This is a genomic window from Pseudomonas sp. RIT-PI-a (assembly GCF_001187875.1).
GTDB lineage: Bacteria > Pseudomonadota > Gammaproteobacteria > Pseudomonadales > Pseudomonadaceae > Aquipseudomonas > Aquipseudomonas coleopterorum.
This window is the reverse complement of the sequence record NZ_LGIR01000015.1, coordinates 97,690-116,701: the sequence shown is the minus strand read 5'-3', so window position 1 is coordinate 116,701 and position 19,012 is coordinate 97,690. Positions and strand designations below refer to the sequence as shown.

19 protein-coding genes are annotated in these 19,012 nt (G+C 64.7%); 6 read left to right on the top strand and 13 right to left on the bottom strand.

Annotated elements, in window-relative coordinates; all coding sequences use genetic code 11:
- Positions 1-22 precede the first annotated feature (22 nt).
- The 8 genes from AC788_RS12070 to AC788_RS12035 are packed head-to-tail and all read right to left on the bottom strand — an operon-like array spanning position 23 to position 7,988.
- Positions 23-1,051 (bottom strand): septal ring lytic transglycosylase RlpA family protein, encoded by a 1,029-nt coding sequence (locus AC788_RS12070; protein WP_049860841.1) that lies wholly within the window; start codon positions 1,049-1,051, stop codon positions 23-25.
- Positions 1,051-2,061, bottom strand: coding sequence for a lytic murein transglycosylase B (gene mltB / locus AC788_RS12065; protein WP_049860840.1), 1,011 nt, complete (start codon positions 2,059-2,061; stop codon positions 1,051-1,053). Before mltB ends, AC788_RS12070 begins: the two co-directional genes overlap by 1 nt.
- Before the next feature lie 17 nt (positions 2,062-2,078).
- The gene (gene rodA / locus AC788_RS12060; protein ID WP_049860839.1) at positions 2,079-3,182 is read right to left on the bottom strand and encodes a rod shape-determining protein RodA; all 1,104 of its coding nucleotides are present in this window, start codon (positions 3,180-3,182) and stop codon (positions 2,079-2,081) included.
- A 31-nt stretch (positions 3,183-3,213) separates the two neighbouring features.
- Complete coding sequence (gene mrdA, locus AC788_RS12055; protein WP_049860838.1) at positions 3,214-5,109, bottom strand: penicillin-binding protein 2; 1,896 nt, start codon at positions 5,107-5,109, stop codon at positions 3,214-3,216.
- Positions 5,110-5,124: 15 nt separating this feature from the next.
- Positions 5,125-5,592 carry a 23S rRNA (pseudouridine(1915)-N(3))-methyltransferase RlmH gene (gene rlmH / locus AC788_RS12050; protein WP_043192648.1) on the bottom strand — a complete coding sequence of 156 codons (468 nt, stop codon included), beginning with the start codon at positions 5,590-5,592 and terminating at the stop codon, positions 5,125-5,127.
- 8 nt (positions 5,593-5,600) lie between these two features.
- Positions 5,601-6,008 carry a ribosome silencing factor gene (gene rsfS, locus AC788_RS12045; protein ID WP_049860837.1) on the bottom strand — a complete coding sequence of 136 codons (408 nt, stop codon included), beginning with the start codon at positions 6,006-6,008 and terminating at the stop codon, positions 5,601-5,603.
- A gap of 17 nt (positions 6,009-6,025) precedes the next feature.
- Complete coding sequence (gene nadD, locus AC788_RS12040; RefSeq protein ID WP_049860836.1) at positions 6,026-6,715, bottom strand: nicotinate-nucleotide adenylyltransferase; 690 nt, start codon at positions 6,713-6,715, stop codon at positions 6,026-6,028.
- A gap of 1 nt (position 6,716) precedes the next feature.
- Positions 6,717-7,988, bottom strand: coding sequence for a glutamate-5-semialdehyde dehydrogenase (locus tag AC788_RS12035; protein WP_049860835.1), 1,272 nt, complete (start codon positions 7,986-7,988; stop codon positions 6,717-6,719).
- A 168-nt stretch (positions 7,989-8,156) separates the two neighbouring features.
- Between AC788_RS12035 and AC788_RS12030 the strand changes: the two genes are divergently transcribed.
- Together AC788_RS12030 and AC788_RS12025 are read left to right on the top strand one after the other, a co-directional pair.
- Positions 8,157-8,828, top strand: a complete 672-nt coding sequence (locus tag AC788_RS12030; RefSeq protein WP_049860834.1) for a DNA-3-methyladenine glycosylase — start codon at positions 8,157-8,159, stop codon at positions 8,826-8,828.
- 3 nt (positions 8,829-8,831) lie between these two features.
- Positions 8,832-10,151 carry a bifunctional DedA family/phosphatase PAP2 family protein gene (locus AC788_RS12025; protein WP_049860833.1) on the top strand — a complete coding sequence of 440 codons (1,320 nt, stop codon included), beginning with the start codon at positions 8,832-8,834 and terminating at the stop codon, positions 10,149-10,151.
- A 36-nt stretch (positions 10,152-10,187) separates the two neighbouring features.
- Here the strand turns inward: AC788_RS12025 and AC788_RS12020 are convergent, their stop codons facing one another.
- The 3 genes from AC788_RS12020 to AC788_RS12010 are packed head-to-tail and all read right to left on the bottom strand — an operon-like array spanning position 10,188 to position 11,868.
- Positions 10,188-10,778 carry an LON peptidase substrate-binding domain-containing protein gene (locus AC788_RS12020; protein ID WP_049860832.1) on the bottom strand — a complete coding sequence of 197 codons (591 nt, stop codon included), beginning with the start codon at positions 10,776-10,778 and terminating at the stop codon, positions 10,188-10,190.
- 11 nt (positions 10,779-10,789) lie between these two features.
- Positions 10,790-11,506: an LrgB family protein gene (locus AC788_RS12015; RefSeq protein WP_049860831.1), complete on the bottom strand. Its 717-nt coding sequence runs from the start codon at positions 11,504-11,506 to the stop codon at positions 10,790-10,792.
- Complete coding sequence (locus AC788_RS12010; RefSeq protein ID WP_049860830.1) at positions 11,503-11,868, bottom strand: CidA/LrgA family protein; 366 nt, start codon at positions 11,866-11,868, stop codon at positions 11,503-11,505. Before AC788_RS12010 ends, AC788_RS12015 begins: the two co-directional genes overlap by 4 nt.
- A 223-nt stretch (positions 11,869-12,091) precedes the next feature.
- On the opposite strand from AC788_RS12010, the gene AC788_RS12005 reads away from it, so the two are divergent.
- Together AC788_RS12005 and AC788_RS12000 are read left to right on the top strand one after the other, a co-directional pair.
- Complete coding sequence (locus AC788_RS12005; RefSeq protein WP_049860829.1) at positions 12,092-13,801, top strand: C13 family peptidase; 1,710 nt, start codon at positions 12,092-12,094, stop codon at positions 13,799-13,801.
- 40 nt (positions 13,802-13,841) lie between these two features.
- Complete coding sequence (locus AC788_RS12000) at positions 13,842-14,483, top strand: oxidoreductase (protein ID WP_049860828.1); 642 nt, start codon at positions 13,842-13,844, stop codon at positions 14,481-14,483.
- Positions 14,484-14,498: 15 nt separating this feature from the next.
- Here the strand turns inward: AC788_RS12000 and ubiX are convergent, their stop codons facing one another.
- Both ubiX and mpl read right to left on the bottom strand, forming a co-directional pair.
- Positions 14,499-15,128: a flavin prenyltransferase UbiX gene (gene ubiX, locus AC788_RS11995; protein WP_043192628.1), complete on the bottom strand. Its 630-nt coding sequence runs from the start codon at positions 15,126-15,128 to the stop codon at positions 14,499-14,501.
- The gene (mpl, locus tag AC788_RS11990; RefSeq protein WP_049860827.1) at positions 15,125-16,474 is read right to left on the bottom strand and encodes a UDP-N-acetylmuramate:L-alanyl-gamma-D-glutamyl-meso-diaminopimelate ligase; all 1,350 of its coding nucleotides are present in this window, start codon (positions 16,472-16,474) and stop codon (positions 15,125-15,127) included. The genes ubiX and mpl overlap by 4 nt, the downstream gene beginning before the upstream one ends.
- Positions 16,475-16,661: 187 nt before the next feature.
- Here mpl and exaC point away from each other — a divergent pair, with 187 nt between their 5' ends.
- A complete protein-coding gene (gene exaC / locus AC788_RS11985) occupies positions 16,662-18,182 on the top strand; it encodes an acetaldehyde dehydrogenase ExaC (RefSeq protein WP_049860826.1) in 1,521 nt (506 codons plus the stop codon).
- A 182-nt stretch (positions 18,183-18,364) separates the two neighbouring features.
- Positions 18,365-19,012 (top strand): DedA family protein, encoded by a 648-nt coding sequence (locus tag AC788_RS11980; protein WP_049860825.1) that lies wholly within the window; start codon positions 18,365-18,367, stop codon positions 19,010-19,012.

Here is a 19,012-nt window from a genome sequence, read left to right as displayed (position 1 = left end):
CGCCGCCCGCAGGCGGCGCGGTTCAATCCAGTGTCACCAACTTGGGCACGCCGAGGTTGGCCATGCGCACGTTGTCCTGTATCTGCTGGGCTTCACCCTGGGAATTGATCGGTCCCAGGCGCACCCGATAGAACGTCTGCTGGTTGACCGCGATCTGGCTGGTGAAGGCCGGTGCGCTGACCATCGAGCTCAGCTTGGAACGCAGCAGCTCCGCAGCGTCGGGGTTGGCGAACGCTCCCACCTGGAGATACAGGCCAGACGCTTGTGCAGAACCGTTTTTTTTTGCGTCCATCTGCACCGGCAGCGTGGCGACCGCGTGTTGCTGGGGCGGCGGCGTGTATTGCTCGACCGTGCCGGCCGACGGCGTGATGTTGGGCCGGGCCTGAGCCACCACCGGCCCATGGTTCAGCACCAGCGGCGCCGGGCGACCACGCTGGGCCCACCATTCCTGAGGATCGATCCCCTCGACCCGGACGCGCGCAGTGCCCGTTTCGGCGTAGCCCAGCTTCTTGGCGGCAGCATAGGACAGGTCGATGATCCGGTCGGAATAGAAAGGCCCGCGGTCGTTGACCCGCAGCACCACCGTGCGATTGTTGTCCAGGTTGGTCACGCGCACATAGCTGGGCAGCGGCAGGGTCTTGTGCGCCGCGCTCATGCCATACAGGTCGTAGACCTCACCGTTGGCGGTGTTCTGGCCGTGGAACTTGGTGCCATACCAGGACGCCGTGCCGGTGGCCTGATACTGGCGCGACTCGGCTATCGGGAAGTAGGTCTTGCCCAGCACCGTGTAGGGGTTGGCCTTGTAGGGACCGGTGTGCAGGGTCGGTACGGCGTCGGGGATCTTCGACACGTCGACGTCCCACCATGGCGCGCCGTCCTTGTGAGCCCGATTGATGTTCAGGCCGGGAATGGCTTTGACGGTCGGGCCCGATTGCTTGACGGTACGCGACGGCGGCGGGGTCGACGAGCAGCTGGCGAGCAACAGGCCCAGTGCCGCGCAGGCCGCGATGGCCGCGATGGCTGAGGATGTACGTATCGGCATTGCCCGCATTACTTGACGCCCCGTGCTTGAACCAGCGATTCCGACAGTTGGTGCACAGCCATGGCGTACATCACACTGCGGTTGTAGCGAGTGATTGCATAGAAATTCTTCAGGCCCATCCAGTATTCCGGACCTTCGGCGCCCTGCAGGCGGAAGGCGGTCACTGGCAGGTCGTCGCGCAGCGCATCATGACTCGACCAGCCCAGCGCCCGCAACTGCCCGACATTCTTGACCGGGTCGATGCCCGGGCTCAAGCCATCGTCGACCTGTGGACCGGAAACGCTGGCCCGGCTGACCACTGGCTGGCCGGCGACCCATCCATGCTCCTTGAAATAGCTGGCGACGCTGCCGATGGCGTCATCGGCGTCGGTCCAGATATTGATGTGGCCGTCGCCGTCGAAATCCACCGCATAGGCGCGGAAGCTGCTGGGCATGAACTGCGGCAGGCCCATGGCCCCCGCGTACGAGCCCTTGAGGGTCAACGGATCGAGCTGCTCGTCGCGCGCCAGCATGAGGAACTCGCGCAGCTCCTTGCGGAAGAATGGCGCGCGCGGCGGGTAATCGAAGCTCAGGGTGGACAGCGCATCGATCACCCGATAATTGCCGGTGTTGCGGCCGAAGAAGGTTTCGACACCGATGATCGCGACGATGACCTGCGCCGGGACGCCGTATTCGCGTTCCGCACGGGCCAGTACCGCTTCGTGCTGACGCCAGAAGTCGACGCCGCGGGCGATACGCGCATCGGTAATGAACATCGGCCGGTACTCGCTCCACGGCTTGACCCGTTCGGCGGGACGCGAGATCGCGTCGAGAATAGACTGCTTGCGCTCGACTTCCCTGAACACCTCGTTCAACTGGTCGCTGGCGAAGCCATAGTCGCGGGTCATCTCACCAATGAACTGGGTCACCTGCGGTGAGCCACCGTAGTCGCCGGCGCTGGCTTGCTGTGCCGACCCCAACAGGCCCATCAGGCCGATCCAGGGAACGCTTCGAGCTGCCCAGCTACGCATTACTTGCATGCAATTGCTCACCTTATTCAAACCTGTGCGATCCACTTGCGATGGGTGTGGATCGACATCAAAACGCCAAACGCTGACAGTAGGGTCACCAACGAAGTTCCGCCGTAGCTAATGAATGGCAACGGCACCCCCACCACCGGCAGCAGGCCACTGACCATACCGATATTGACGAAAACGTAAACAAAAAAAGTCATGGTCAGGCTGCCGGCCAGCAACTTTCCGTACAGGGTCTGGGCCTGCGCAGTGATCACCAGCCCGCGGCCGATCAACAACAGATAGATCAACAGCAGCGCACAGATACCGACCAGGCCGAACTCCTCGCCCAGCACCGCGATAATGAAGTCGGTATGGCTTTCGGGCAGGAAGTCCAGGTGCGACTGGGTGCCCAGCAGCCAGCCCTTGCCGAACACGCCGCCGGAGCCGATGGCCGCCTTGGACTGGATGATGTTCCAGCCGGTCCCCAGCGGATCGCTCTCCGGGTCGAGGAAAGTCAGGATCCGCTGCTTCTGGTAGTCGTGCATGATGAAGAACCACATGGCCACGGCAACGGGCACGGCGGCAGCCAGCACGCTGAGGATCCAGCGCCAGCGCAGCCCGGCCATGAACAGCACGAAGGCGCCCGAAGCCAGGATCAGCAGCGACGTGCCCAGGTCCGGCTGACGCACGATCAGCACGAAGGGAATGCCGATCAGGGCCAGGCTGGCCGCCACGTGCTTGAGCGTGGGAGGCAGGGTTCGCTTGGCCAGGTACCAGGCGATGGTCGCCGGCATGATGATCTTCATGAATTCCGAGGGCTGAAAGCGGATGACCCCGGGAATGTTGATCCAGCGCGTGGCGCCCATGGCGTTGTGGCCCATCACGTCCACCACCACCAGCAATATCACCCCGGCCACGTAGGCCAGGGGCACCCAGCGCGCCATGAAGCGCGGCTCCAGCTGGGCGATGACGAACATCGAGACCAGACCCAGACCGAACGAGGTCGCCTGCTTGATCAGCAGGTCCCAGTTCTTGCCGCTGGCCGAATACAGGACGAACAGGCTGCCGGCCGCCAGGGTCAGCAGCAGGATCAGCAGGGGGCCGTCGACGTGGATGCGTTGCAGGAACGTCGCGCGGCGACGCATCACATCCTCGCTGGAGAGGATGCGGTCGAAATTACTCTTCAAGGGCGGTGATCTCCGCGCCCGCGGCGCTGGCGTATTCGGGTTTCAACTGGCCGTCGGGGCCGAGCAGCCAGGCATCCATGATCTGCCGCACCACAGGCGCGGCGACGCCTGAACCGGACTCCCCGTTCTCGACCATCACCGACACCACGATGCGCGGGTTGTCGGCAGGCGCGAAGCCGACGAACAGGGCATGGTCGCGATGACGTTCCTGGACCTTGCTGCGGTCGTACTTTTCGCCCTGGCGAATGGCGACGACCTGAGCCGTACCGGACTTGCCGGCGATGCGGTACTTGGCGCCGATGGCCGCCTTGCGCGCGGTACCGCGGGCACCTTGCATGACCATCTCCATGCCATGGGTGACCTTGCCCCAATCCGAGGGGTTGCGCAGCACGATGTCGGGCATGGGGTTTTCGTCCACCGGCGGCGCTCCCTCGATGGTGCGCGCCAGCCGCGGACGATTCCATTTGCCCTTGTTGGCCACCAGGGCTGTGGCCTGGGCCAGTTGCAGCGGAGTAGCCTGCATGTAGCCCTGGCCGATACCCAGAATGAGCGTTTCGCCGGGGAACCAGGCTTGGCGACGGGTCTTGCGCTTCCATTCGCGCGAAGGCATCAGACCCGGCGACTCCTCGAACATGTCCAAGGACACCTTCTGGCCGATGCCGAACTGGCCCATGTAACTGTCCAGCTTGTCGATGCCCAGCTTGTGCGCCAAGTCATAGAAATAGGTGTCGTTGGAGCGCATGATGGCGGTGTCCAGGTCCACCCAGCCATCGCCGGTGCGGTTCCAGTTGCGGTACTTGTGGTCGTAGTTGGGCAACTGATAGAAGCCGGGGTCGAACACCCGCGAACCGGCGTTGATCACGCCGGAATCCAGGCCGGCGATCGCCACTGCGGGCTTGATCGTCGAACCGGGTGGATACAGGCCGCGCAATACACGGTTGAACAGCGGTCGGTCGATCGAGTCGCGCAGGTCGGCGTAGGCCTGGAAACCGATGCCGGTGACGAACAGGTTGGGGTCGAAACTGGGCTGGCTGACCATGGCCAGCACTTCACCGGTGCGCGGGTCCATCGCCACGATGGCACCGCGCCGACCGCCCAACGCTTCTTCGGCGGCTTCCTGAAGCTTGATGTCCAGGCTCAGGACGATGTCCTTGCCCGGTTTCGGATCGGTCCGCTTGAGCACCCGCAGCACACGGCCGCGAGCATTGGTCTCGACTTCCTCGTAACCCACCGTGCCGTGCAGTTCCGGCTCGTAGAAGCGCTCGATGCCGGTTTTGCCGATGTGATGAGTACCGCTGTAGTCCACCGGATCCAGGGTCTTGAGTTCCTTCTCGTTGATGCGTCCGACGTAGCCCACCGAGTGCGCGAAATGCGCGCCCTGCGGGTAGTGCCGCACCAACTGCGCGACCACTTCCACACCGGGCAGACGAAACTGGTTCACCGCGACCCGGGCGATTTGTTCTTCGTTGAGCTCGAACAGGATCGGCACCGGCTCGAACGGCCGGCGTCCCTGTTTCATGCGCCGTTCGAACAATTGCCGGTCTTCGTCGCTGAGCTCCAGCACCTCGACGATGGTGTCGAGCACCTGACGCCAGTCGCCGGAGCGCTCGCGGGTCATGCTCAGGCTGAAACTGGGCCGGTTGTCGGCCACGACCACGCCATTGCGATCGAAGATCAGCCCGCGCGTGGGCGGGATCGGCTGCACGTGCACCCGATTGTTTTCCGACAGGGTGGAGTGATACTCGTACTGGATCACCTGCAGGAAATACAGGCGCGCGATCAGGACGCAGATCAGCACCAGAATCGCCGCCGCACCGACCACGACGCGGCTGCGCACGGTGCGCGCGTCTTTCTCGTGGTCCTTGAGGCGAATCGGCTGGGACATCGGCTGGTTTACGGCCTATTTGTGATAAGGGTGCCCGGACAGTACGGTCCAGGCGCGATACAGCTGCTCGCCGATGAGTATCCGTACCAGCGGGTGAGGCAAGGTCAGCGGCGACAACGACCAGCGCTGCTCGGCACGGGCGCAGACTTCCGGCGCCAGCCCCTCGGGGCCACCGACCATGAAGTTCACCGTGCGCGAGTCCAGGCGCCAGCGATCCAGCTCCACCGCCAACTGCTCGGTGCTCCAGGGCTTGCCGTGCACTTCCAGGGTGACGATGCGCTCGCCCGGGCCGACCTTGGCCAGCATCGCTTCGCCTTCCTGACGGATGAAGCGTGCGACGTCGGCATTCTTGCCGCGGGTGTTCAGCGGTATTTCGACCAGGTCCAGCGCAAGCTCGGCAGGCAGACGCTTGGCATACTCATGCCAGCCTTCTTCCACCCACTTGGGCATGCGCGAACCCACCGCGATCAGACGCAGACGCATGGCCCAGGCTACTCTTGGTCGTTAAGAGCCTGGTGGCCAGGGGTATGGTGCGCAGCGCTGGCGGCACGGCTCTGCTCGGCGCCCTGCCACAGGCGTTCCAGGTCGTAGAACTGGCGCGCGGCGGCGGTCATCATGTGCACCACCACGGTGTCCAGGTCCAGCAGGACCCAGTCGCTGTCGCCCGCGCCTTCTTCGCCCAGCGGCTTGACGCCCTTGGCCTTGACCAGTTCGCGAACCTTCTCGCGCATGGCGCTGATCTGGCGGTTGGAGGTACCGGTGGCGATGACCATGAAGTCGGTGATGCTGTTCTTGTCGCGCACGTCGATGACCAGGATGTCCTGGGCCTTGACGTCTTCCAGAGCGGCTTTGGTCAGCTCGACGATTTCTTCTGCGGGGATTGCTTGCTTATTGCTCATAAAAAAACTCGTTCAGTTCAATTGGACGCACGGTACAGCCCGTGCGCCTCGATGTAGGCCAGTACAGCGTCAGGCACCAGGAAACGCACCGACTTGCCGCTGGCCAGCAGTTGACGGATCTGGGTGGCCGACACCGCGAGCGGTGCCTGCCAGACGAAAGTAATCTGCCCGCAGGGCCCCTTGAGGGCTTGCGGGTCGCTGATGGAACGCGCCGCCACCAGATTGCGCAGGGCATCGGGCAGCTCGGTGTCGGCATCAGGTCGCTGCAACACGACGATATGGCAGTGCTGCAGCAGTTCTTCCCAGCGGTACCAGGTGGGCAGGCCACAAAAGGCGTCCCAGCCCAGCAGCAGGAGCAACTGGTCTTGCGGGTCCAGCTCGGCACGCATCGACACCAGGGTGTCGAGTGTGTACGACGGTTTGTCGCGCGCCAGTTCGCGGTCATCCACGCTCAAGGGCGCCAGACCCTGCACCGCGGCACGCACCATGGCCAAGCGCTGCTCGGCCGATACCTGCGGCTGGTCGCGGTGCGGCGGCCGCGCGCTGGGCACCAGCCGCAGGTCGTCCAGACCCAGTGCCTCGACCACCTCCACGGCGCCGCGCAGATGACCGATGTGCACCGGGTCGAAGGTACCGCCCAGCACGCCGATTCGACGCGCAGCGCGGGAGTGTACAGCGTGGGGACCGGGGCGGCTCGGTGCGGTCAACTCAGACCGGCTCCTGGCCGCGCAGCTGGCCGTCGCCGATCACCACGTATTTCTCGCAGGTCAGGCCTTCCAGCCCCACTGGACCGCGAGCGTGGATCTTGTCAGTGGAAATGCCGATCTCGGCGCCCAGACCATACTCGAAGCCATCAGCGAAACAGGTCGGGGCATTGACCATCACCGAGGCCGAGTCGACTTCGGCGACGAAACGCCGGGCGTGGCCCTGCTGCTCGGTCACGATCGCATCGGTGTGGTGCGAGCCGTGGTGGTTGATGTGCTCGATCGCCTGGTCCAGGCCGTCGACCACACGGATCGACAGGATGGCCGCCAGGTACTCGGTATCCCAGTCCTCTTCGCTGGCCGGTACCGCGTCGATGAGGTCGCGGGTGCGCGGGCAACCGCGCAGCTCGACGCCTTTCTCGCGGAACTGGGCGGCCATCGGCGGCAGGAAGCTGGCCGCCACCGACTGGTCGACCAGCAGGGTTTCCATGGCCCCGCAAATGCCGTAGCGGTAGGTCTTGGCGTTGAAAGCGATGCGTTGCGCCTTTGCCAGGTCGGCCCCGGCGTCGACGAACACATGGCAGATACCGTCCAGGTGCTTGATCACCGGCACCTTGGCCTCGCGGCCGACGCGCTCGATCAGACCACGTCCGCCGCGCGGCACGATGATGTCCACGTACTCGGGCATGCTGATCAGGGCGCCGACCGCCGCGCGGTCAGTGGTGTCGACCACCTGCACCACGGCGGCGGGCAAGCCGGCTTCGGCCAGGCCGCGCTGGATGCAGGCGGCGATGGCACGGTTGGAGTGGATGGCCTCGGAGCCGCCGCGCAGGATGGTCGCGTTGCCCGACTTCAGGCACAGGCTGGCGGCGTCGATGGTCACGTTGGGCCGCGACTCGTAGATGATACCGACCACGCCCAGGGGCACGCGCATCTTGCCGACCTGAATGCCCGAAGGCCGGTAGCTCATGTCGCGGATCGCCCCGACCGGGTCCGGCAGGCTGGCCACCTGGCGCAGGCCGACGATCATGCCGTCGATGCGCGCAGGGGTCAGCGCCAGGCGCTCGAGCATGGCCGCGTCCAGGCCATTGGCGCGACCCGATGCCAAATCCTGCTCGTTGGCGGCAACCAGTTCGGCGCGGGCGCTGTCCAAGGCACTGGCCGCCGCCTGCAGGGCGCGATTCTTCTGCGCGGTGCTGGCACGGCCAATGACCCGCGAGGCTTCGCGGGCGGCGCGACCCAGGCGGGTCATGTAGTCAAGAACGGACTCGGTCATGGTCTCTATGGTCTTGGCAAAGAGGAAAGCGGCTGATTATAGCTGTCACGTACGCCCACTAACAGCGGTGACGGGCGGATGGTCGAAAACACCTCTTTAAACATATGTCCACGGGCCTGGCCGATGTGCAATTGCTATCATCCACCGCGACACCGAATGGACCCCGTTATGTTCAACCCGTTGCCCGACGCCTTCTTCGATACCGACGCGCAATCCCTGGCCCGTGCGTTGCTCGGCAAGGTGATTCGCCACCGTCAGGGTCCCTATTGGCTGTCGGCGCGCATCATCGAAACCGAGGCGTACTACGTCACGGATCGCGGCAGCCATGCCTCGCTTGGCTATACCCACAAGCGCCGCGCGCTGTTCCTGGACGGCGGCCACATCTATATGTATTACGCCCGCGGTGGCGATTCGCTGAATTTCAGTGCCCAGGGGCCGGGCAACGCGGTGCTGATCAAGTCGGCCTACCCCTGGCTCGACGCCTGCACCGACGACAACGCCTTCGTCCAGATGCAGCTCAACAATCCCGATGCGAGCGGCCAGCCACGTCCGGCCGAGCGCCTGTGCGCCGGGCAGACTCTGCTGTGCAAGGCCCTGGGCCTGAAAGTGCCGGTGTGGGACGCCCAGCGCTTCGACACCGAGCACCTGTTCGTCGACAACGTCGGCGCCACTGTCCCGCACGTGGTGCAGACCACGCGCCTGGGCATTCCGCTGGGCCGTGACGAACACCTGCCCTATCGCTTCGTGGATGCCGGCTATGCCCGCTTCTGCACGCGCAACCCCCTGCGTCGCGGCCAGATCGAAGGCCGCGATTACTTCTCGATCTTTCAAGGAACCTGACTCATGGGCGAATGGCTGGACAGTCTGACAGGCTGGCTGACGTTGCATCCGCAGTGGCTGGGCGTGGCGATCTTCGCCATCGCCTGCATCGAATGCCTGGCGATCGCCGGGATCGTCGTACCCGGCACGGTGGTTTTATTCGCCGTGGCGGTGCTGGCGGGCAACGGTGCGCTGTCGCTCAGCGAAACCCTGCTGCTGGGCTACGCCGGCGGCCTGTTGGGCGACGCCATTTCATACGCCTTGGGCAGGCGCTTTCACCAGAACATCCGTGGCCTGCCGTTGCTGCGCACGCACCCGCAATGGCTGGAGACCGCCGAGAGCTATTTCCAGCGCTACGGCGTCGCCAGCCTGCTGGTCGGCCGCTTCATCGGCCCGCTGCGGCCGATGCTGCCCATGGTCGCCGGCATGCTCGACATGCCCTTGCCGCGCTTCATCCTCGTCAGCCTGGTGGCGGCAGCCGGCTGGTCGGTGGCCTATCTGCTACCAGGCTGGGCAACCGGCGCGGCATTCCGCCTGCCCCTGCCCGATGACTTCTGGCCACAGGCAGGTATCGTCGTTGCCTGCATCGCCCTGCTGATGGGCCTGAGCCTGCATGCCACTTGGCGCAACCGCGAGCGCGGCACGATGCTGATCGCCCTCGCCTCCTTGATCATGCTGATTGCCTTGTTCTTCGGCTTCCCGCACCTGAGCGCGCTGGACAACGGCCTCAAGACCCTGGTGCAGGAGCACCGCAGCGAGGCCGCGGAAACCTTCGTGGTGCTGGTGACACGCATCGGTGATTTCCGCACCCAGTTCATGGTGGCCGGATTGCTCACCGCACTGCTGCTGATCACTCGCCAATGGCGGCCGGCCCTGTTCGCCTGCTCGACCATGCTGATCACCGCATTGCTCAACGGCTCGCTGAAACACCTGGTGGCGCGGCAGCGGCCCGACGTGTTGCTCGAACCGCTGACCACCTTCAGCATGCCCAGCGGGCACAGCTCGGCGGCCTTCGCGTTCTTTCTGAGCCTGGCGATCCTGGCCGGACGTCGGCAGACGCCGCGTATGCGCCTGGTCTGGGTCATCCTGGCGAGCATTCCAGCGCTGTCGATTGCCTTGTCGCGGGTCTACCTGGGCGCCCATTGGCCGACCGATATCATGGCCGGAACCATGCTGGCCTGCTTCGTCTGCGCCTCGTGCCTGGCGGCCGTGGAATATCGCAAGCCGCTGCCGGCCATGCCCCTGCATGTCTGGTGGCTGGTGGTGCCAGCGTGCGCGCTGCTGCTCGGCTTCTTCGCCGTGCACGGGCTGCCGATGGCACTGGAACAGTATCGCTATATGTAGCCCAAGCGCGGGGAACGCCCATGATCCTGCGAAAGATCAGGCCTGGGCGTCGCCCTGCAGGGTATCGAGCAGGGCCTGGATCTGCGTCAGGCTCACGCCAGGGTCGCTCTGGGCCAGCAATCGGCTTTTCTCCTGCTCGGTGAACGGCAGCAGATAGGCCAACTGGTTGGCCAACGACTGCTGTCCGTGCGCGCCTTCGGTCATGCCCAGAGCGGCGACCATCGGATGTTCGGCCAATGCCTGCAACAGGGCCTGCAGATCGGCATGCTCTTCGGTCAGCGGCGGGTCCGTCTGCTCATCCAGCCAGCTGACGTCGGCCACCAGCAACTGATCCTTCTGCACCTCGGTACGCTCGACGCGGAAGCGCCGCGCACCTTTCACGCGAATACCCAGCAGGCCATTGTCCTGCTTCTGGAAGTCGATAATCACCGCCTCACAGCCCACATGGGCGTGCGCGCTCGGCGCGTGACCGACTTCTGCGCCGTCGACGATACCGACCACCCCGAATCCGGTGCCCTGCTTCATGCAGCGACCGATCATGTCCAGGTAACGCGCCTCGAAGAGCTGCAAGTCCAGCACGCAGCCTGGGAACAGCACGGTGTTGAGGGGAAAGAGCGGCAATGTCATGGCTTGTGTCCTCACGCGAATGCGCTGATGGCCAACGGCAGGAAAACCGCCGTGCCGACGCCCATCAGACTCATGGCCAGCGCCGCGAAGGCGCCGGTTTCTTCACTTTCCTGCAGTGCCACCGAGGTGCCCACCGCATGCGCGTTCAGGCCCAGTGCCATCCCGCGCGCCGCCGGATGCTCGACGCCCAGCAGAGACAGCAGGCCGGGGCCGAAGATTCCACCGATGACGCCGGTGATCAGCACGAACACGGCCGCCAGCGCTGCGACGCCACCAATCTGCTCCGCCACCAGCATGGCGATCGGCGAGGTGACCGACTTGGGCGCCATGGTCATCAGAATCATGTGATCGGCCCCCAGCCAACGCCCCAGCAGCAGGCACAAGGCCGTGGCGAACAGGCCGCCCAGGCCCAAGGTGATCAGCGTCGGCCACAGCAGCTGACGAATCCGCCGCAGGTTGAGAAACAGCGGCACCGCCAGGGCCACCGTCGCCGGGCCCAGCAGAATGCCGAGAATTTCCGTGCTCTTGCGGTATTCGGCATAGCTGATCCCGCAGCCGACCAGCACCGCGACCAGCAGCAGCATCGACAGCAGCACCGGTTGCAGGAAGATCCAGCGGGTCTTCTCGTAGCCGGCCAGCACCAGTTGATAGGCGCCCAGGGTGATGCCGATGCCGAACAGCGGATGATGGATGACGGCCTGCACCGCGCCCTGCCAGTCCAGCATCATGGTTGCACCGGGGTGTCGTGTCGGCGGCGACGGATCAGGCGCTGCATCAGCCAGCCGACGAACACCGTGGATACCGTGACGGAAATCACCAGCGAGCCGACGATGGCCCAGAAGTCATCGGCGATCTGCTGGGCATACACCATCACGCCCACCGCAGGCGGCACCAGCAGCAAGGGCAGATAGCGCAACAGGTTGTTGGCCGCCAGGCTCAGCGGCTCGCTGACCTCGCCACGGACCATCAGGTAGATCAGCAGCAGCACCAGACCGATGATCGGGCCGGGCAACACAGGCAGGATCAGATGATTGAGGGCCGTGCCCAACAGCTGGAACAGGACCAGCCAGGTCAAACCGCGTAGCAACATTGGGGGGGTCTCCTTCGCAAGCCAGGCATTATAAGCACCTCGGGCGTACGCCTGGGTGATGCAAGATGGCGCACCCCTTGGCGGGTTACGGACCGAGCAGGCAGGCGACGATGATCCGAACGCTGTCGGCGTGCAGGCAGCGCGTGGCCGAAAAGCACCCTGCATCTGTTTTCCACCCTTGCATCTGCGGCATACTCGGCGCCTCAGTCGCCCGGACCCGCTCATGCGCCCTCTCGTTCCCCTCGCCCTGTCGTTGTTGATCGCCGCTTGCGGAGATGGCGAGCCACTGTCGCCGCCCGATGCGCGACTGCCCGATGGCGGTCGCTATCGCGGGGACGTGGTCAATGGGCTGTTGCAGGGCCAGGGCCGGGTCGACTACCCCAACGGTAGCGGCTACGCCGGGCAGTTCAAGGACGGCCAGTGGCAGGGCCTGGGCCAATGGCACGGGCGCAATGGCGAGGTCTATACCGGCGGCTTCGACCATGGACTGTTTCATGGCCAGGGAACGCTGATCGCGCGCGGCACCACCTACACCGGCGGCTTCGTCAAGGGACGGCGCCAGGGCGAAGGCACCTTCAAGGAAGCCGGCGTGTCGTACCGCGGCGGCTTCAAGGAAGATCAGTACTGGGGTGAAGGCCACATCGAGCTCGACGATGGCAGCCAGTACCAGGGCTGGTTCGCCCACGGCAAACCCAATGGCGAAGGCACGCGCAGCGATGCGGCGGGCAATCAGTTCACTGGCACCTTCGTCAACGGCCTGCTCGAAGGCCACGGCACGTTCAGCAACGCCGACGGCGACCAGTACATCGGCAACTTCCACCTCAACCAGCTGCACGGCCGTGGCCGCTACGAGAATGCCGCAGGCGACGTGTGGATCGGCACCTTCAAGGAAGGCGTGCTCAGCGGCAAGGGCGAAATGTTCGCCAGCGATGGCAGCCACTACAAGGGCGAATTCGCCGATTGGCGCTTCAGCGGCAAGGGTTGGCTGGCCCTGGCCGACGGCAGCACCTACAGCGGCACCTTCGAGAACGACACCTATCAAGGCCAGGGCACCCTGACCCTCAAGGATGGCAGCACCCAGGTCGGCTATTGGCTCAATGGCCAGCGCATCCGCGATGCCCAGGGCCACCTGTTGCCCGATCCGCTGGAGCAGGGGCTGCTCAACCAAGGCCGGCTGCTGGAGCAGGCGCTTGCCGCCGTTCCGCCGTCCACCGCGGCGATCGAACTGTACAGCCTGGCGCTGGCCGGGGATGGCAAGCAAAGCGTGTTCATGCGCGAAGCCGACTACGTCACCGGCATGCTCGCCAGCCGTTTCGGCGCCGTCGGCCAGATCACCCTGGCCAACCATCGCGATCACCTGGCCGATCGCGTGATGGCCAGTCGCGAGACCCTGAGCCGCAGCGTCCAGACGCTGGCGGCGCGCAGCGGCCCGGAAGACCTGGTGTTCATCTACCTGACCAGCCACGGCACCAGCGAGCACGAACTGGTGCTCGACCAACCTCGCCTGCAACTGGGCGACCTGCCGGCCGATGAACTGGCCGCCGTGCTGGCACCGCTCAAGGGCCGTGACAAGGTGGTGGTCATCTCGGCCTGCTACTCGGGCGGGTTCATCCCGGCGCTCAGGGACGAGAAAACCCTGATCATGACCGCCTCGCGAGCCGACCGCGTGTCCTTCGGCTGCTCCGAAGAGGCCGACTTCACCTATTTCGGCGATGCCCTGTTCGCCCAGGCCCTGAACCAGACGGATGACCTGCAGCAGGCATTCGAACTTGCCAGCCGGCACGTTGCCGAACGGGAGATCGCCGACAATTACGAGGCCTCGCAGCCACAGATCTGGGCGCCCAAGGGGGTGCTCGCGCATTGGCAGCGATTGCGCCAACAACAGGCCAAGCGCGCATTGCACGCTGCCGCAGCGCCTGAGAACACGCCATAGGGCATCCGCTTCACGCTGCCTGTATCAAGGGAGATACCGCATGTACTTGACGCCGCAGCACATCCTTCTCGCGGGCGCCACGGGCCTGACCGGCGAGCACCTGCTCGATCGCCTGCTCGCCGAACCCACCGTGAAAAGAGTCCTGGCGCCCACCCGCCGCCCCCTCGCCGAGCACGCGCACCTGGAAAACCCGGTGGGGCCGTTGTTGCCCCTGCTGGCAGACCTGCAAGGGCCGGTGGACATCGCCTTCTCGTGCCTGGGCACGACCATCAAGCAAGCCGGCTCCCAGGAGGCGTTTCGCGAAGTCGACCATACGCTCATCGTCGCCTATGCCCAGCGCGCCCTGGAACTGGGTGCGCGACACTTTCTGCTGATCAGCGCCATCGACGCCGACCCGCAATCCTCGGTTTTCTACAATCGGGTGAAGGGCGAAACCGAAGAGGCCCTGCGTGCGCAGGGCTGGCCGCAACTGACCATCGCCCGGCCTTCGCTGCTGATCGGTGACCGCGTCGAGGCACGCCTGGCCGAGCGCATTGCCGGGCCCCTGTCGAAACTGATTCCGGGCAAGTACCACGGCATCGAAGCGCTGCAACTGGCCCGTGCGTTGTGGCGCCTGGCGCTGGAGGAACAGGACGGCGTGCGCGTGGTGGAATCGGACGAGCTGCGGCGCCTGGGCAAATAGCTTGCCGCCCGCGCCTCAGTCGTCGCTGCCGTGGTGGTGCTCGCCCCAACGCGGCAGCATGTCCTGGGGAATATCGAGCAGATTCAGTACGCGCGCGACGACGAAGTCGATCAGGTCGTCGATGGTCTGCGGCTGGTGATAGAAACCCGGTGCCGCCGGCAGAATCACCGCGCCCATCTGCGACAGCTTGAGCATGTTTTCCAGGTGAATGGTCGAGAACGGTGCTTCCCGCGGCACCAGAATCAACTGCCGACGCTCCTTGAGGGTGACGTCGGCGGCGCGCTCGATGAGGTTGTTGCAGGCGCCGGTGGCAATGGCCGACAGCGTTCCCGTCGAGCACGGTACCACCACCATCGCACTGGGCGCGCCGGAACCCGAGGCCACCGGCGACATCCAGTCTTCCTTGCCATACACGCGGATCTGCCCGGCGGACGCTCCGGTGTACTCGTTGAGAAAAGCCTGCATGGCCTGCGGTTTGGCCGGCAGGGTGACGTCGGTCTCGGTGGCCAGCACCAGTTGCGCGGCCTTGGAGATGAGGAAATGCACCTCGCGGTCCTCACGCACCAGGCAGTCGAGCAGGCGCAAGCCATACTGCGCGCCCGAGGCGCCGGTCATGGCCAGGGTGATGCGCTGCGGACCGCTCATTTAAGCGCCTCCGCCAGTTTCAGATGCAGGCCGCCGAAGCCGCCGTTGCTCATGATCACCACATGGGTGCCGGGCCGAGCCTGGCCCTTGACCCGCTCGATGATCGCTTCCAGCGAATCGGCCACGACCGCCGGGACCGGGCACTGCGCCGCCGTCGCGGCCAGGTCCCAGCCCAGATTGGGGGGCGCGTACCAGATCACCTGATCGGCGTCGCGGACGCTCTCGGGCAGGCCGTCGCGGTGGGCGCCAAGCCTCATGGAGTTGGAACGCGGCTCGATCACCGCGATCAATGCCGCATCACCAATGCGCTTGCGCAGGCCGTCCAACGTCGTGGCGATGGCCGTGGGGTGGTGCGCGAAATCGTCGTAGAGGGTAACGCCCTGCACTTCGGCGACCCATTCCATGCGCCGCTTGACGCTCTTGAACGCGCACAGTGCCTCGATACCCAACGGCGCAACCACGCCGACGTGGCGGGCGGCGGCCAGGGTTGCCAAGGCATTGGCCACGTTGTGCTGGCCGGTCAGCGGCCAATCCACCGTGCCCTGCACCACACCTTCGAACGACACCTCGAAGCGCGAGCCATCTGCACTGAGCAGATTCGCCTGCCACTGACCGTTCTCGCCCGTGGTCTGCACCGGTGTCCAGCAACCCATCTCGATCACGCGACTCAAAGCCGGCTCGGTAGTGGGGTGGATGACCAGCCCCTCGCTGGGCACCGTGCGGATGAGGTGATGAAACTGACGCTCGATAGCCGCCAGGTCGGGGAAGATGTCAGCGTGATCGAATTCCAGGTTGTTGAGGATCGTAGTCCGCGGACGGTAGTGGACGAACTTGGAGCGCTTGTCGAAAAACGCGCTGTCGTATTCGTCTGCCTCGACCACGAAGAACGGCGTCTGCCCCAGGCGGGCGGACACCGCGAAATTCTGTGGCACGCCGCCGATCAGGAAGCCCGGCGCCATGCCAGCATGCTCCAGCACCCAGGCCAGCATGCTGCTGGTGGTGGTCTTGCCGTGGGTGCCGGCAACGGCCAGCACCCAGCGCCCCTGCAGCACATGGTCGGCCAGCCATTGGGGGCCGGAAACGTAGGGCAGGCCTTTGTTCAGCACGTATTCGACCGCGGGGTTGCCGCGCGACAGGGCATTGCCGATCACCACCAGATCGGGTGCAGGCTCCAGCTGAGCGGCGTCGTAGCCTTGGGTCAACTCGATGCCCTGAGCCTGCAGCTGGGTGCTCATGGGCGGATAGACGTTGGCGTCCGACCCCGTGACACGGTGGCCCAGTTCCTTGGCGAGCACCGCCAGAGAGCCCATGAAGGTGCCGCAGATACCGAGAATGTGAATGTGCATGGTTGGCCTCGTAAAACGTCGAGGCAGGGTAGCGTAGGGTAGGAAAAATCGCATCCTTTGATTGGCGATCACCCGCCTCCGGCCTGCCGCCCTGCAGTGGTTTCAAGGCGCCCTGCCCGGCTTTGTTCTACGCTTAAGGGGCGCTACCGCGCGTCCTCCACAGAACCACAACAGCAGGAGACTCCCCATGCGTTACGCACACCCGGGCACCGAAGGCGCCAAGGTCGAGTTCAAGGCCAAGTACGGCAACTATATTGGCGGCGAATTCGTCGCGCCGGTGGACGGCAACTACTTCACCACCACCTCACCCGTCAACGGCAAGCCCATCGCCGAATTCCCCCGCTCCAATGCCCGCGACATCGACAAGGCGCTGGACGCCGCCCATGCCGCCGCCGAGGCGTGGGGTACGACATCGGTACAGGCTCGCTCGCTGATCCTGCTGAAGATCGCCGACCGTATCGAACAGAATCTGGAAACCCTGGCCATCACCGAAACCTGGGACAACGGCAAGGCCATTCGCGAAACCCTGAACGCCGACATTCCGCTGGCGGCCGATCATTTCCGCTACTTCGCCGGATGCCTGCGGGCCCAGGAAGGCAGCGCCGCCGAAATCGATGGCAACACCGTCGCCTACCATATCCACGAACCCTTGGGCGTGGTCGGGCAGATCATCCCCTGGAACTTCCCGATCCTGATGGCCGCCTGGAAGCTCGCCCCGGCACTGGCCGCCGGCAACTGCGTGGTGCTCAAGCCGGCCGAACAGACGCCGCTGGGCATCACGGTACTGATGGAGTTGATCGGTGACCTGCTGCCACCGGGCGTGCTCAACGTGGTCCAGGGTTTCGGCAAGGAGGCCGGCGAAGCGCTGGCCACCAGCAAGCGTATCGCCAAGATCGCCTTCACCGGCTCGACACCGGTGGGCTCGCACATCATGAAATGCGCTGCCGAGAACATCATTCCCTCGACGGTGGAGCTGGGCGGCAAATCACCGAACATCTTTTTCGAAGACATCATGCAGGCCGAGCAGACCTTCATCGAGAAAGCCGCCGAAGGCCTGGTGCTGGCCTTCTTCAACCAGGGCGAGGTGTGCACCTGCCCTTCACGCGCGTTGGTGCAGGAATCCATCTACCCGGCCTTCATGAAGGAAGTCATGAAGAAGGTCGAGCAGATCAAGCGCGGCGATCCGCTGGACACCGACACCATGGTCGGCGCCCAGGCGTCGGAGCAGCAGTTCGACAAGATTCTCTCCTACCTGGAAATCGCCAAGGGTGAAGGTGCCGAACTGCTCACCGGCGGTCAGGTGCAGAAACTCGAAGGTGACCTGTCGACCGGCTACTACATCCAGCCGACCCTGCTCAAAGGCACGAACAAGATGCGCGTGTTCCAGGAGGAAATCTTCGGCCCGGTGGTCAGCATCACCACCTTCAAGGACGAAGCCGAAGCCCTGGCCATCGCCAACGACACCGAGTTCGGCCTGGGTGCCGGGGTCTGGACCCGCGACATCAACCGTGCCTGGCGCATGGGCCGCGGCATCAAGGCCGGACGGGTCTGGACCAACTGCTACCACCTGTACCCGGCGCATGCCGCGTTCGGTGGCTACAAGAAATCCGGCGTGGGCCGCGAGACCCACAAGATGATGCTCGACCACTACCAGCAGACCAAGAACCTGCTGGTCAGCTACGACATCAATCCACTGGGCTTCTTCTGACCCAACGACAGCGAGGGATGCCTTGGCTTCCCTTGCCTGCTCTGCCGACCTTGTCAGTTTCGCTGGACCGACACGCGACCGTCGGTCGGTTGCGCGTGCCTGGTAAACCCACCAACAAACCTGCTTCACCCATCGGTATACTGCGCGGATTCTCAAAGATCGAATCAGCACAGGTACCCGCCATGGAATTCAGCTTCATCGACCTCATCCTGCACCTGGATGTGTACCTCAACATGCTGGTGACCCAGTACGGCACCTGGGTCTACGCGATCCTGTTCCTGGTGATCTTCTGCGAAACCGGCCTGGTGGTGATGCCTTTCCTGCCCGGTGACTCGCTGTTGTTCATCGCTGGTGCCGTGGCGGCCGGTGGCGGCATGGACCCGTTCCTGCTCGCGGGCCTGCTGATGACCGCTGCCATCCTGGGCGACAGCACCAACTACATCGTCGGGCGTACCGTGGGCGACAAGCTGTTCAGCAACCCGGATTCCAAGATCTTCCGTCGCGACTATCTGGATCAGACCCACGCCTTCTATGCCCGCCACGGCGGCAAGACCGTGACCCTGGCGCGGTTCCTGCCGATCCTGCGCACCTTCGCCCCGTTCGTGGCTGGTGTCGGCAAGATGCACTACCCGCGCTTCCTGGGCTTCAGCGTGCTGGGCACGGTGTTGTGGGTCTGCGGCCTGGTAACCCTGGGCTACTTCTTCGGCAACATGCCGTTCATCAAACAGAACCTGACCCTGCTGATCGTCGCGATCATCCTGATTTCGCTGCTGCCGATGATCATCGGCCTGGTGCGCAGCCGTATGGGCGGCCCTGCCCCGTCGCGCTGA